The sequence below is a fragment of the Ectobacillus sp. OTK genome (assembly GCF_059698935.1).
The window spans coordinates 4,472,930-4,485,607 of the sequence record NZ_AP048547.1 but is presented as its reverse complement, the minus strand read 5'-3'; the positions used below and the strand labels follow the sequence as shown (position 1 = coordinate 4,485,607).

Annotated in this window: 11 protein-coding genes; 10 read left to right on the top strand and 1 reads right to left on the bottom strand. The window is 39.4% G+C overall.

What is annotated here, in order from left to right:
- The first annotated feature begins 31 nt into the window (after positions 1-31).
- The 4 genes from AC6HZ4_RS22245 (at position 32) to cheB (ending at position 3,042) form a co-directional block, all read left to right on the top strand.
- A complete protein-coding gene (locus tag AC6HZ4_RS22245) occupies positions 32-268 on the top strand; it encodes a YrhC family protein (RefSeq protein ID WP_497491976.1) in 237 nt (78 codons plus the stop codon).
- Between the two features lie 494 nt (positions 269-762).
- On the top strand, positions 763-1,440 hold the full coding sequence (locus tag AC6HZ4_RS22240) for an RAD55 family ATPase (protein ID WP_497491975.1): 678 nt from the start codon (positions 763-765) through the stop codon (positions 1,438-1,440).
- Positions 1,441-1,466: 26 nt separating this feature from the next.
- Complete coding sequence (locus tag AC6HZ4_RS22235; protein WP_497491974.1) at positions 1,467-1,952, top strand: helix-turn-helix domain-containing protein; 486 nt, start codon at positions 1,467-1,469, stop codon at positions 1,950-1,952.
- A gap of 61 nt (positions 1,953-2,013) precedes the next feature.
- Positions 2,014-3,042 carry a chemotaxis-specific protein-glutamate methyltransferase CheB gene (gene cheB / locus AC6HZ4_RS22230; RefSeq protein WP_497491973.1) on the top strand — a complete coding sequence of 343 codons (1,029 nt, stop codon included), beginning with the start codon at positions 2,014-2,016 and terminating at the stop codon, positions 3,040-3,042.
- Between the two features lie 487 nt (positions 3,043-3,529).
- Here cheB and AC6HZ4_RS22225 read toward each other — a convergent pair whose 3' ends face one another.
- Positions 3,530-4,108: a class I SAM-dependent methyltransferase gene (locus tag AC6HZ4_RS22225; protein ID WP_497491972.1), complete on the bottom strand. Its 579-nt coding sequence runs from the start codon at positions 4,106-4,108 to the stop codon at positions 3,530-3,532.
- A 278-nt stretch (positions 4,109-4,386) separates the two neighbouring features.
- On the opposite strand from AC6HZ4_RS22225, the gene AC6HZ4_RS22220 reads away from it, so the two are divergent.
- From AC6HZ4_RS22220 to AC6HZ4_RS22195, 6 genes are all read left to right on the top strand, one after another.
- Positions 4,387-5,247, top strand: a complete 861-nt coding sequence (locus AC6HZ4_RS22220; RefSeq protein WP_497491970.1) for a metallophosphoesterase — start codon at positions 4,387-4,389, stop codon at positions 5,245-5,247.
- Positions 5,248-5,668: 421 nt separating this feature from the next.
- Positions 5,669-7,405: a sensor histidine kinase gene (locus AC6HZ4_RS22215; RefSeq protein WP_497491968.1), complete on the top strand. Its 1,737-nt coding sequence runs from the start codon at positions 5,669-5,671 to the stop codon at positions 7,403-7,405.
- Between the two features lie 11 nt (positions 7,406-7,416).
- Positions 7,417-9,021 carry a response regulator transcription factor gene (locus AC6HZ4_RS22210; RefSeq protein ID WP_497491967.1) on the top strand — a complete coding sequence of 535 codons (1,605 nt, stop codon included), beginning with the start codon at positions 7,417-7,419 and terminating at the stop codon, positions 9,019-9,021.
- 397 nt (positions 9,022-9,418) lie between these two features.
- Positions 9,419-10,300, top strand: a complete 882-nt coding sequence (locus AC6HZ4_RS22205; RefSeq protein ID WP_497491965.1) for a sugar phosphate isomerase/epimerase family protein — start codon at positions 9,419-9,421, stop codon at positions 10,298-10,300.
- Between the two features lie 20 nt (positions 10,301-10,320).
- The gene (locus tag AC6HZ4_RS22200; RefSeq protein ID WP_497491964.1) at positions 10,321-11,442 is read left to right on the top strand and encodes a Gfo/Idh/MocA family protein; all 1,122 of its coding nucleotides are present in this window, start codon (positions 10,321-10,323) and stop codon (positions 11,440-11,442) included.
- 72 nt (positions 11,443-11,514) lie between these two features.
- A complete protein-coding gene (locus AC6HZ4_RS22195) occupies positions 11,515-12,624 on the top strand; it encodes a Gfo/Idh/MocA family protein (RefSeq protein WP_497495804.1) in 1,110 nt (369 codons plus the stop codon).
- Positions 12,625-12,678 lie beyond the last annotated feature (54 nt).

Genomic DNA, 12,678 nt, shown 5'->3' with positions numbered 1-12,678 from the left:
TATGATACAGTAATCATGGAGAGTGATGAGGATGAAGCAGTTGCAAGAAAAGGCTGTCGACTATACAAGGTTTGGTCAGATCCTATTGGCTCTCAGTACCATCTTAATGCTCGGCTTGCTAATTCCGAATGGGGAAAAGCAAATGCTGCAGCTTTATGTGATGATGGCTGCGATTGTTAGCTTTTTAGGAGCAGCGTTTTTCTTTTTCTATCGCGTAAAAAAGCTGCGCGAGCGAATTGAGGAACTAGAGCATGATCAAACAAATTAACATATAAAAACCCCTTCAACCAAAGAAATAGTTGTAAGGGGTTTTTTCGGCTGAATTGTATTGTATAAGTAACCGTTTTCCATTTTTTATGTTGATGTTGAACTATCTTGTCAAAGCTTGTAATGTTTTGGTTCTATATTTTTAAAAATATAGAAGAGCTGCCTTTTCGATTTGTATAAGGATGGAAAGTTTAATTTTCGTATTTTGTCACAATGTAAATGAATATACAACTTTTACCGTGTAGACATGTTGTTTTTTTATTTATTATAATTATTTTGCATATATATATATTTGCATATGTGCATTTTGTTTAGGTTTGCAGTACGTACATGTTTTTTATAAGAGATAAAAAGAAGATGTTTCGTAGTGCAGTCTATTGCTCTATCCGTTAGGCTCTTCCTTTTATAAGGAAAACCTATATAGGGGTAAAGAGTGATTATATTCGCTTTCTTAACAACAGCTCTTCCATAATCTGCAGAAGGAGGTGTGCGGCTATGATCGGAAATTATATATCGACGGGAATAAAGGGACTTGATGTTTTACTAAGCGGTGGGATTCCGCAGTGTTCTTCCGTTATTGTAGAGGGAGCGCCTGGGACGGGCAAGACGACACTTGCAATGCAATATGTGCTGCAGGGAGTGCAGCAAGGGGAGCCTGGTTTATATATTACCTTTGAAGAACTGCCTGAGCAGTTATACAAACGGATGAACGCGTTTGGCTGGAGCTTGAAGCGATGGGAAGAAAAAGGGCTGCTGCGCGTGATTAGTATGGATTTTGAGGTGTTCTGTACAGATATTTTTGAGACAGAAGGTATTCTAGAGCAGATTATTGCACAAACGGGCTGCCGCCGACTAGTGATTGACAGCATTAGTTTATTAAAATATACAAGCGGGAACGAGAAGGAACGGAGGCTTTTCTTGTACACGCTGCGTAACGTGCTGCAAAAGAAGGGAATTACTTCTCTCTTTATTAATGAAGAAACAAACCAACCTTCTGTTGAACATTATGTACTAGACGGTGTGATTCGCCTTTCGTCGTATATCAAAGATGATAGAAGCTGCGAGAGAACGTTAAGAATAGAAAAAATGAGAGGTGCACCTGTTCGTGAAGGTGAGCATCTTTACAAGATTACGGAGAACGGCATTCTTCTTGCTCCTTTTTCCGGTACTTAATACAAAAAATTGAAGGATGGATGAGAATGAACGACCTGCTTCAAAAAGAGGTTGAAAATGAATGCTTGCTTTTTTTTAAAAAAAATCCATTTTCCATTGAAAGTGCAGAAAGCTTGCAAGTGAAGTTAGGAAGAAAAACAGACATACTATCTCCGATTCTAGAGGCGCTTTCAAAAGAGCAGCTTCTTCTTATACGAATGTCGGGAACGAGACATTTCTATGAGCTAAATCGGGACATGCATGATGAGAAGAGGGAGAAGGAGCTTGGACCAGAGCAGCTGAAATTGCAAGAATTTTCTCTTTCCTTAAACAAATTAACAAAGCGCGAAAAAGATATTATTCGCTTGCTTCTGCTTGGAAAGGCGAATCAAGAGGTAGCAGATGCTCTTTTTATTAGCCCAAATACAGTCAAAAATCACATTTCTAATATCTATTTTAAGTTAAAAATAAACGATCGATATGAACTCATTTCTATGCTATATCAATGGCAAACAGAAGGATGTGTTTTATAGTCTGTTTCAAAACCTGCTCCTGCAAGCAAAGCTCTTTTTATTATCGAAAGGGGGAATAGATATGGATAAGCATCGAGTATTAGTCGTAGATGATTCGGCTGTGCTGCGAAAGCAATTAACAGATATAATACAAACCTCTCCCTTATTTCATGTTGTGGGAATTGCCAGAAATGGAATGGATGCCGTTGAGAAAGTAAACCGCCTGAAGCCATCGCTTGTTTTAATGGATATTGATATGCCTGTTATGGATGGGATGTCGGCATTGCAGCAGATTATGAAGCAGATGCCGACTTCTATAATCATGGCCGGAGAGTCTTATGATGAAGGACTCAAGCAACGATGTAAGCAGCTTGGTGCAGCAGGATTTGTTGTGAAATCTTATCTTATTAATCCAAAGCAAGAGGAGCTAATCCCAGGTTTCCATGAATTGCTTCTTCAGGCTGTGACTAGAAAACCTCAACCTGCCGTCTCCCTGCCTGTTAAAACCCAACACCTGAAAAAAAGAAGCTCAGGATTACGTGCTGACCTTGTTGTAATTGGTTGTTCGACAGGCGGACCATCTGCCTTACAGGCCATTCTCCCGTTTTTTACAAAAGACTTTGCTGCTCCTGTAATGGTTATTCAACATATGCCGCCGGGATTTACAAAACCATTGGCAGAGAGATTAAATAACAATTGCGCATTAACAGTAAAGGAAGCGGCAGATGGAGAAAAGCTTGAGGCGGGCCATATTTATATCGCACCTGCTGGCTATCAAACGACTGTTAAGCAACAGGAATATATGAAGGTGTTTTCTGTGGTCCCTTCTACAGGTGAGCATTTATATAAGCCTTCAGTCGATGTGACCTTACAATCACTGGCACCTATATATAAAGATCGTCTCCTTGTGTCTATACTCACGGGAATGGGAGTAGATGGAACAAAAGGATGTAAAGAGGTAAAGCGTTATAATGGTCATGTTTTAACCGAAGCACAAAGTACATGTGTTGTGTATGGCATGCCAAAATCAGTGTTCGAAGCAGGCTATTCGGATGAAGTTGCGGAGCTTCACTCTATGTACAAAGCAATCATGAGATACTTACAATCATAAGCAATGGTTTTCATGTGCCGTAAAGCTTTATATCTAGCTTTCGTCCTGTATCCCAGCCGTTACTGCATAAGTAAAACCATAGTGATAACGCAGCTGAGAAAAGGTGCTACAAATTATACGCTCTAATGTGTAGAGTAAAAAGTGTCTTGGCATTGTCCTTCAACAAAATAAGCGTGAACATGTTTTGCACCTGCGCTTACGAGCAGATTCAAGAGAGGCTGCCATTATGGCTATTTTGAAGCGGCTATCCTTCAAAATAGCCATAATGGTAATGATAAAATGAAAAAGTGTAGTAAAACGAAACTTTTTGTATGTTGATAGAGCGGTAATTAAAATGATAATGGCAGGAGTACCCATGACAAATTGCTGGCAGGCTTGATAAGCGGCCCTATAAATACGGTGATAACAACCAATAATAACAATAATGAATCGTTACGACACTTTTTCCTTTCATATCAATCACTCCCAATTACTTTACTCTAAATAGTTATAAGGAAGCTGAAAAATACAGCTCATTATAAAAAAAACATTTTTTAAATCTTTTTAGAACCTGGCATTGGAAATTTTCCTTCGTAAAGTAATTTAGATACTCTTCTTCTCTTAAAATGTACTCACCTTTATCATTTGATCTCATGAACCAATTACTTATTGGAGACTTTTCAAACAAACAAGGTTCCATAACAACAATTCTACCTTCTGGTTTTAATACACGCTTGAATTCTTTTACATAACCATAAACCTTTTCTGGAGGGATATGGTGCAGTACAGCAACAATTAAAATAAAATCAAAACTATTGTTGTCTGAAGGAAGTTCATTTCCCATAAAAGTTTCAAATCGGTACTGGTTATACAAGCGTTTGGCATATTCAATCCTGTATGAATCTGGATCAATCCCAAAATAATGATCAGGGGAACATAGGGTGCAGTTTGCTCCGGTACCTGACCCAAAATCCAGTACTTTTTTATCCAAAAAATTAAAATGCTGCTGAATATGATTTTGAATATATAATTTTGTAAGCCATTTAGGTCGAATCAACGAGTGATAAATTTTTGGTGATAATTGCAATTCGAAGCACCTGTCCTTTATTATTTATAATGGGTTCCATTCTTTCGAAAGAGCAGTTTTAGGTTAAGAAGGAAGCAACACTTTTATGCCTTTTAATTTGCATTTTAAGTTAATAAAAAAATGGTAATAATAATTAACCTAGTTCGAGTAAACAATATCCCTTTACCTATTTTTCAGTTCATTACCCAATCGTTTCCATTTCCCCTTTTCCTCCATTAATTCCCGCTATAATTCCTCTTCGATTTCTATATAATAAGAAGATGTGAGGAGGAGATGTAATGAAATTATTCTTTTTACTTTTTGTATTTTTAGGTTTTTGGCTCCTTTTCTATAAGGCATACAAAAATACTCATAGAGTGACTTTAAATAAAGTTAATTTATCTAATATAGATTCTGATCAGCCACAAGGGCCTCTGTTAAATATTTTACAAATCTCAGATATGCATTTAGAAAGGATTTCTGTTTCTCCTGAACAGCTTTATAACATGTTAGCCGGAGAGAAAATTGATTTAATTGCTTTAACGGGAGACTTTCTTGATAAAAAGCGCAGTATTCCAAAGCTAATTCCTTATTTAAAAGTTTTTAACAGGCTAAATCCGCGTTATGGTATTTATGCTGTATTTGGTAATCATGATTACAAATTAAAACAAAAGGACTTTGAATTATTAAAAAATACAATGGAACTACATGGATGTAAGACTTTGCAAAATGAGAATGGGACAATTATTGTCGAGGGAAAAACGGTTCATATTATTGGTATTGATGATTTACATTCAAAAAGAAGCAACCTGGAAACATCATACTCAGGTTTAAAGGACGGATACCATTTAGTTTTAACCCACGACCCCAATATCGTTCTACACATGAAGGATTGGTATTTCGATTATCTTTTATCAGGTCATTTCCATGGCGGCCAAATATACTGGCCTAAACCGTATCATCTCGTAAAATTGGGAAAAACGATGATGCAGATGGATATGATTAAAGGGTTGCATTATTATGAAGATAAACCTTTTTATATAAGTGAAGGATTGGGACAAACATCTATTAATATCAGACTAGGCAGTCGTCCGGAAATTACGCTTCATCAACTTTCTTTAAACAAAATGGGAGAGGAAGAGATTCAGGCTGCTGTTTAACGTCAAAGCCAATCCGTTTAATCAATATAAAAAGACTAGTGAAAAAAAGCTGCTGGAGTAATTCCAGCAGCTTTTTTTGGTTAAATTATATAAAAAGATGAATGGGCAAGGTTAGAATTACACCTGTGCATAACCGCTAAACAGCCTGCAGCAACAAAAATATTGCTGCAAATCCCTTTATACCTTTCTTTCGAAAAGATAGAGAATTGTGGTAAAATTTGTATAAATAGTGTGATTTTTTAAGAAAAATGTCTATTTTTAGTAGACAAATAGAAAGATTACTACTATTCTATATTGAAAGCGATTTCTTACTGTTATGGAAATGACTATTCTTGTTTAGACGCGATAGCAGCATAGAATGATTTGTAGTGATGATGAATTAACAGGAGTGTAAAGATAAGAAAGAGGAGATTGTTGCAGCATGAAGCTCTACCGCAAACTTTCAGCTCAGTCATTACAGTTTAAACTTATTTTGGGATTCCTCATTATGATTGTGCCGATTATCTTATTTTTAATGTACAGTAACTTGTATGCAATTGGAGTTGTACGGAATCAAATTTCTCAATCCAATGAGAATATGGTAAACCTGTACATGGGACAAATCGATTCTACTTTAGCGAGAATTGATGAATATCTCTACAATTTTGCTGCAGAGGATACAGATCTGCTTAATTTTGACTTGCCTGAGGAAGGGAACAATCAAGACTATTACTTTTCAAAAATTCAATTGGCGCAAAAGATTTCTACAGATATAGATCGGTACCCCTATATGGGAACGCTCTTTATTTATTCTGCAATCAATCAAGACCTCATTACTGCCCAGCATGATATGGCGCATCTTCCGCAAGATGAAACGGTTCAGCAAGCTCTTGTACAAATGCTTCAAGGTGATGAGGCGAGCAAATATCGAACTGATGAATGGTTTATGTATTCTTTTCATGAAAGGTATTTTTTATGCCGTGTTGTGAAAATCGGTCGTGTATATGTCGGAGCCATCAGAGATGCTCAAACCTTAATGGTGCCTATGAACTTAATTAATCTAGGGAAGAAAGGAAAAGCACTTCTTACAACAGAGAACTTTGAACCGACAGATCATGAGGAGTTTATTCAAGAGAATCATATCAGCCTGCAATATAGGTATAAGGTGTACCAGCTCACAGGAGGCCGAGATAAATACTTAGTTGTTGGAGCCAAGTCGAGTAAAGGGAACTTTAGTTTGGTAGCCGTTATTCCAGATAAGAAAATTTTAGAAAAACTTCCATACTTACAAAGAATTAACTGGGTAATTTTACTTGGGTCCATTGTCATTTTACCGATTCTATATCTATTTTTAAGAAAAGTCATCCTTCTTCCGATTCAGCGGATTGTTTCAGCTATGAGAAGACTCAAGGATGGCAAGCTGGAGACAAGAATACAGTCCTATTCGACATCTCAGGAATTTGAATTAATGAATAGTACATTTAATAGCATGGCAGCGCAAATTCAAGAACTGAAAATCCATGTATACGAGGAGCAGTTAAACAGTCAGAAAGCGGAATTGAAACATTTACAGCTGCAAATTAATCCCCATTTTTTCTTAAATTCTTTAAATATTATTTACAGTCTTGCTCAAGTGAAACAGTATCATCTCATTCAAGAAATGGCCCTCAGTCTTGTACAATATTTTCGTTTTATGTTTCGCAGCAATTCTGATTTCGTTTCCTTACATGAGGAAATTGAACATACGCGTAATTATTTGCGGATTCAGGAAATGCGATTTCCAAACAATCTAACGTATGATATTTCCGTTCCTGATTCATTATTACAATATCTTGTTCCGCCGCTTCTTATTCAAACCTTCGTGGAGAATACGATTAAGCATGCGGTTACGATGGATGAAGCGATTCATATTCATGTTCATATTCAATTAACCAGTGGAGACCCCGGTGCTTTAAGAATTCAAATTCATGATACAGGAAAAGGCTTCTCAGACGAGATACTAGAGCATTTGCAAGAGCATAAAGGAGCTTTGAATGAGCAGGGAGAACATATTGGAATTTGGAACGTACAACGCAGGCTAAAGCTGTTATATGAAAAAAAGGCGAGTATTCTATTTTCAAATGGACATGACGGTGGTGCCGTTGTTACCATATATTTTCCGTTGCATCAACACAATTAAGGGGGATGTATATGTACGAAATGTTAATTGTCGATGATGAAATTTATGCGGCTCAAGCCATTCAGTCTGGAATCGAATGGGACAAGCTTGAGGTTTCCCGTGTTCATGTTGCTTATAATATCCGGCAGGCAAAGGAGATTTACGAAAATCATCCGATTGATTTGATGATTTGCGATATTGAAATGCCGCAGGGAAACGGACTTGAATTGCTAACATGGGTGCGGGAGCATTATCCAACGACGGAATCCATCTTTTTAACATGTCATGCTGATTTTACGTATGCAAAGCAAGCCATTCGGCTAGGAAGTCTGGACTATATGCTAAAACCGGCACGCTTTGAGGATTTGGAAGCGGCTGTGAAAAAGGCAATTGACAAAATTGACAAGGATCGAGAGCTTGTTGCGTATAAAATGAAGTATGAACACTACCTAAAGCTTTGGTCTTTATACGAGCCGCTTTTGATGGAGCGCTTTTGGCTAGACTTACTGCATCACAATATTCCGGCACATCCCGACCAAGTGAAGTATGTGATGCTGCAGAAAAATATTCCTTACACAGATACGATGCAATTTCAGTCTATATTAATTCGTGTACAATGCTGGCACAGGGAGATGAATGCACGTGATGAAAGTATTATGGAATTTGCCCTGCGTGATGTTGCTGACCGCATGCTGTTGAAGGGAAATAAGCTAGGGCAAATGATTCAGCTTCGGAAAGGGCTTCTGCTGGCAATTCTCCCTGTAGAGGATGCATCTACTGCTTGGCAGGAGCAGCTGCGGGAGGATTGCCAGAATTATATTGAGTACTGCTGCCGTCATTTTTACGGAGAGCTCTCTTGTTATCTAGGTGAGCTTGCTCTTATTCATGATATGCCAAATATGCTTGAGTCTTTGCTTACATATGAAAGCAACAATGTTTCCAGTACGAACTGCATATTTTCATTAAGTGAACAAAAGCAGAGCTTACTTACAATTCCATTACCAGATATGAACAGCTGGTCAGAGCTGTTAAAGCAAGGATGCAAACAGAAGCTTCTTGTTGAAATTGAGGAGTATTGGTGCTCGCTAAAGAGCATGGAGGGTGTAAGTGTTGCATGCCTAAGAAAGCTGTATCATGATTTTCTTCAAATGGTTTATTATGTTTTGAAGCTAAAAGGATTGTCTGCCCATCATATTTTCTCTGAAAACCTATCACCGGAAGCAGTAACTCGTTCTGTTTTGTATCTGCAGGCATGGGTTGCAGATATTGTAGAGCGAACAGTAGATTATATGCAGGCTTCAGAGAAAACACAAACTGTTGTCGATAGGGTAAAAGCGTATATTACGCAGCATATCAATCAGGACTTATCCCGTGATGATATCGCAAATCATGTGTTTTTAAACCCTGATTACTTAACGAGGCTCTTTAAAAAGGAAACCGGTCTATCTATTTCTGATTACCTGCTGCAGGAACGGATGAAAATTGCGAAAGAGCTGTTAATGAAAACAGATATGTCGATTAAGGACATTGCGCTTGAAGTAGGGTATTCGAATTTCTCCCATTTCTCTAAAATCTTCAAAAAGGCAACAAATATGAACCCGAAGGATTTTAGGCAGGCTGAACAGAAGCATGCCTAATAAATATGGGTAAACCACTAATTGATAGTGCTTTATGCAGATATATTTATTCTGAAAAGTCTGAAAAGTGTTAGGAAACAGTCGGTTTTGCGGTAGGTAATACTTTGCAATTCCTTTATGATAGTTACAGAAGGGGCTTTCAAATGAAGAAGATACTGCATAGAAGTATTTTTATATTTGAAAGCGGTTTCCTTAAGGGAGCAAATGGGCAGGGTCTAGTTCGTGTACAGTGAAGAAGTATTGATACATACAAATCCCTATTGTTCCATCCACCCCAATGAAACAAGGGAGAGTATGCATTGTTGCAGCATATAAACGAATTGGCCCTCCTGATGCTTGCTGCAGCTTTTGGAAAGGAATGCATCTGCTAAATTTTTCTGAAAGAGGGATAGGGAATATGACAATGTCAGTTGGAATCAACTTATACTCAGTATTTCGTGAACTAAATGAGGATTTCTTTGGAACATTAGAACAGGTAGCAAAAATGGGCTATACAGATGTGGAGCTAATCTCTGCCAATTTTTCTACAGGTGTCCGCTTTAGCGACACATTCACTGTCCCGGTTATTAAAAAAAAGCTGGATGAGCTTGGGCTTCATGCGTTTGCGGCTCATGAAGGTGTAGCGCCAGGCCAGGAGCTAATTGATGGGGATTGGGATAAAATTATTGAAATAAATAAAGAGCTAGGCTGCCGCTCTATTGTATTGCCTTTTTCTTTTATTCAAGGAAGAGAAGATACATTAAAGGCTGCGGAGCAAATGAATGTAATCGGTAAAAAGGTGAAGGATGCCGGGATGGAGTTTTACTACCATAACCACGCGCATGAATTTGCGAGAGTAGGGGATACATCGTTGTTCCATATCCTAGCTGAAAATACAGATCCTGAGTATGTAAAATTCGAGCTTGATTTAGTTTGGGTCATGCGTGGCGGATATGATCCAATCGATATTTTGAATATGCTTGGAAGCCGCTGCGATATGATTCATCAAAAGGATTTAGGAAAGCAGGTACAGCCGGTTAACCTATTTGCTGCTATCTCTGAAGAGGACAAGCATTTGGACAGTCTGCAGGTTCTTCGCAAGTATGTGAAGCCAGAGGATTTTGTAAATCTTGGTACAGGTATTTTTGATTTTGAAACAATGTATCAAAAGATGAAGGACATGGGCCATATTCGCTATGCGATTGTCGAAAATGAAGGCAATCAAGGAGATAAGCTAACAAGCATTGCAAGTGACTTACAGGTTATCTCAAAATACGTAAATCCTATTTTACATACTTGATAGAGAAGGAGTGTTGTAGAATGACTACAGGTAAACTAAAAATTGGAATTATCGGCTGCGGTGGAATTGCTAATCAAAAGCATATGCCTTCTTTGGCAAAGCTTACTGATTTAGGAGAAATGACAGCATTTTGCGATATAGTGGAAGAGCGGGCGCGGAAGGCGGCGCAAGAGTTTGGTACGCCAGATGCACGTGTGTATACAGATTATCAAGAATTGCTGGAGGATAAATCCATTGATGTTGTTCACGTGTTAACGCCAAATCTTCAGCACTCCTTTATCACGGTCGCTGCACTTGAGGCAGGTAAGCACGTGATGTGCGAAAAGCCAATGGCCATTAACTCTGAGGAAGCGAAGAAAATGCTTGAGGCTGCGGAGAGAACGGGTAAGAAACTAACAATCGGCTACCAAAACCGATTCCGCGATGATTCTCAAGTATTGTACCAAGCTTCCCGCGCTGGTGAATTTGGTGAAGTATATTTTGCGAAGGCGCATGCGATTCGCAGACGCGCTGTTCCGACATGGGGTGTGTTCCTTGATGTTGAGCAGCAAGGCGGCGGTCCTTTAATTGATATCGGTACGCATGCACTGGATTTAACGCTTTGGTGCATGGATAACTATAAGCCGCTATCCGTAACAGGCTCTGTATTCCAAAAATTAGCTGATAAGAACGAAGGGAATTTATTTGGTCCATGGAAACCGGAGGAATACAATGTTGAGGACTCTGCGTTCGGATTTATTAAAATGGAAAATGGCGCAACAATTGTATTGGAGTGTTCCTGGGCATTAAATACAACGGATGTTCGTGAAGCAATGACCACGCTTTGCGGAACAGAAGGCGGTGCGGAAATGAAGGCGAATCCGTCCGGCGGCGGCGTGAGTGAGCTGGTATTTAATAGTACAAGATATGGAAAGCTCATTGAAACGAAGCCAGCAACTGGCGGCGGCATTGCATACTTTGATGCAGGTGCAGAGGACCCAGGCGTTAAGGAAGCGCGCCAATGGCTTGAGTGCATTATCAATGACACAGAGCCGTTAGTAAAGCCTGAGCAAGCATATGTTGTAACGCAAATTTTAGAAGCGATTTATGAATCGGCAAAAACCGGGAAAACAATCGAATTTAGTGCACATAGTATTGTTTAAAAAAACGAAAATGATTGGAATGCCCTCCCGGTGTTTCAATCATTTTCTTATGTTTCAAGAGGAGGAGTAATGATGAAACGAGTAAGAGTAGGTGTCATTGGCTGCGGGAATATTAGCAGCGCGTATTTTACGGGAATTCGGAAATTTCCAATTCTGGAGCTTGTTGCGTGTGCAGACTTGGATATGGAGAGGGCAGCAGCTCGCGCTGAGGAATTTCATATTCCAGAGGCTTGTACGGTAGAAGAGCTGTTAGCACATCCGAACATTGATATTATTGTAAACTTAACCGTTCCACAGGCGCATGCTAATGTGTGCATGGCGGCATTAGAAGCGGGTAAGCATGTATATGTGGAAAAGCCGCTTGCTGTTACAAGAGAAGACGGAAAGCGTGTGCTGGGATTGGCAGAGCAGAAGGGTCTGCTAGTCGGCTCTGCTCCTGATACGTTCTTGGGCGGCGGCATGCAGACGTGCCGTAAGCTGATTGATGATGGCTGGATTGGTACACCTATTGCCGCAACTGCTTTTATGATGGGAAAAGGACCGGAATCGTGGCACCCGGATCCAAATTTCTTTTATCAAGAAGGTGCAGGCCCGATGTTTGATATGGGACCGTATTATTTAACTGGATTAGTGAATTTATTAGGTCCAATCCGGCGTGTTACAGGTTCTGCACGTATTTCATTTCCGGAGCGGAAAATTACAAGTAAGCCGCAATATGGGAACATAATTACAGTTAATACGCCAACGCATATTGCCGGAGTCATTGATTTTGTAAGCGGCGCAATCGGGACGCTCATTACAAGCTTTGATATTAAAGGAGGTGCCTCTGCATTCCCTTATATTGAAATTTACGGTACAGAAGGCTCGCTCAAGGTGCCGGATCCAAATACATTTGATGGTCCTGTATATATCAAACGAAACGGAGCTGCTGATTGGAGCGAGGTGCCGTTAACACACGGCTTTACCGAGCAAGGACGCGGACTGGGCGTTGCTGATATGGCATATGCCATTCAAACAGGGCGGAAGCATCGTGCGAACGGACAGCTAGCGTACCATGTGCTCGAAGCGATGCATGGCTTTCATGATGCTTCAAGAGAAGGAAAGCACTATATCATGGAGAGTACATGCGAACGACCGGCTGAGCTGCCGCTGCATTTGCCAAACGATGCGCTTGATTATTAATATAAAGAAGGAAAATGAAGTAAAAAACCCGCTTGATGCATTGCACCAGGCGGG

Bases quoted from the DNA above. Each gene is read 5' to 3' on its own strand.
- AC6HZ4_RS22245 (WP_497491976.1), top strand. From the start codon at position 32: ATGAAGCAGTTGCAAGAAAAGGCTGTCGACTATACAAGGTTTGGTCAG.
- AC6HZ4_RS22240 (WP_497491975.1), top strand. From the start codon at position 763: ATGATCGGAAATTATATATCGACGGGAATAAAGGGACTTGATGTTTTA.
- AC6HZ4_RS22235 (WP_497491974.1), top strand. From the start codon at position 1,467: ATGAACGACCTGCTTCAAAAAGAGGTTGAAAATGAATGCTTGCTTTTT.
- cheB (WP_497491973.1), top strand. From the start codon at position 2,014: ATGGATAAGCATCGAGTATTAGTCGTAGATGATTCGGCTGTGCTGCGA.
- AC6HZ4_RS22220 (WP_497491970.1), top strand. From the start codon at position 4,387: ATGAAATTATTCTTTTTACTTTTTGTATTTTTAGGTTTTTGGCTCCTT.
- AC6HZ4_RS22215 (WP_497491968.1), top strand. From the start codon at position 5,669: ATGAAGCTCTACCGCAAACTTTCAGCTCAGTCATTACAGTTTAAACTT.
- AC6HZ4_RS22210 (WP_497491967.1), top strand. From the start codon at position 7,417: ATGTACGAAATGTTAATTGTCGATGATGAAATTTATGCGGCTCAAGCC.
- AC6HZ4_RS22205 (WP_497491965.1), top strand. From the start codon at position 9,419: ATGACAATGTCAGTTGGAATCAACTTATACTCAGTATTTCGTGAACTA.
- AC6HZ4_RS22200 (WP_497491964.1), top strand. From the start codon at position 10,321: ATGACTACAGGTAAACTAAAAATTGGAATTATCGGCTGCGGTGGAATT.
- AC6HZ4_RS22195 (WP_497495804.1), top strand. From the start codon at position 11,515: ATGAAACGAGTAAGAGTAGGTGTCATTGGCTGCGGGAATATTAGCAGC.